At 38.0% G+C, this 1,226-nt stretch carries 1 protein-coding gene; it reads right to left on the bottom strand.

Going from position 1 to position 1,226, the window contains the following annotated elements:
* The coding region (locus D8863_RS10350; protein WP_260469793.1) for a bacteriocin-associated integral membrane family protein at positions 1 to 1,226 on the bottom strand (1,226 nt) is incomplete at both ends.

The raw sequence follows: 1,226 nt of genomic DNA on the forward strand, positions 1-1,226 counted from the left end.
GATACTATCACCTATAGATGTTGGAGTAAATACAACTAAAATCGGATCCGTCAAATACTGAGTGGATACGGGATTCTCACCGTTATTATAAACAAACCGCTTTTCTCCAGTTGGAAGATAACTAACAATCGCTCTCATTTCATACTCTAAAGGAGCACTTGCCTCCTCACCAGATTTTCCATAATCACTCAATCTTTCTTCAAAAGCTTTCTTAAGTTCTGCTTCCTGTGAACGAAGAGATTCTGGTAATAAGAGTCCAAATTCCCCTTTTTGGAGATGGGCTAGTTTCTGTCTAGTCTCACCATTTACAGATACATTTTCCTTGTCCAAATAACTTGGACTGACATAGAGAACATTAGCATCTGGACTATAGGTATCCAGTGTCTCTCCCTGTTCATTTTTTCCTTGAGGATTTGCAAAATGAATGAGATTATCTTTTACAAATAGAGCCTGTTCTTCTTCTATTGCTTCCTTGGCAAAGGCATACCACTTATTCTGATTTTCTGTATCTTTTACTCTATCACCTAAGCCAAAGAAAATCTGGTAATAGTCTGCTCTGTCCTGCCATGCTTGTTTTGAAATTTCAAGTTCTTTCAATCGTTGGTAAGACGTCAAACCTGTCTTAACAGCGTAGCCTACTGTAAAAACAGCTACTAACTGACACAATAGGGTTAAAGCCATCAGGCGTTTAAGGGGTAATCTTCCCTTAATAACGGGAACTAATGCTTTATAACTCAAACTCATTAGATAAAGGAGCATTAGTAAAATTGAAATCCCCAATAAAAACAAAAGATAGAAACTAATCCCAAAACCATAGGTGGCTAACAAGATAGGATAAAACAAACCTTGACTAAAAAGAACGACTCCCCCACCTAGGAAGGAAAGGAGGGCTGATAGAAGGAGCCATTTGATATCAGTAGATAAAGAATGCCCCATGATGGATAAGAGAGTCTGACCAGAAAAGAGTTTTATACCTGCAGCTCTCATTTCCTTAATCCGAGTGATAATCACTAGAGCAAAGAAAGATAAGCCAAATATTGCTAAACTAATTAAAATAAGGGGAATTAGTAACATTCTAAAAGCAAGAGAATAGGGCGGTGTCTTTCGGTCAGGAATTGCTTTATAACCCAAATCTCCTAATTTATCGGCAAGCTTTTCTTTCGTCAAGGAGCCTGACAAAAGGAGATAACTATTTAGCGGATCACTACGTTCACGACTTTCTTGGC

The organism is Streptococcus oralis, from assembly GCF_003943825.1.
GTDB classification, from domain to species: Bacteria; Bacillota; Bacilli; order Lactobacillales; family Streptococcaceae; genus Streptococcus; species Streptococcus oralis_CD.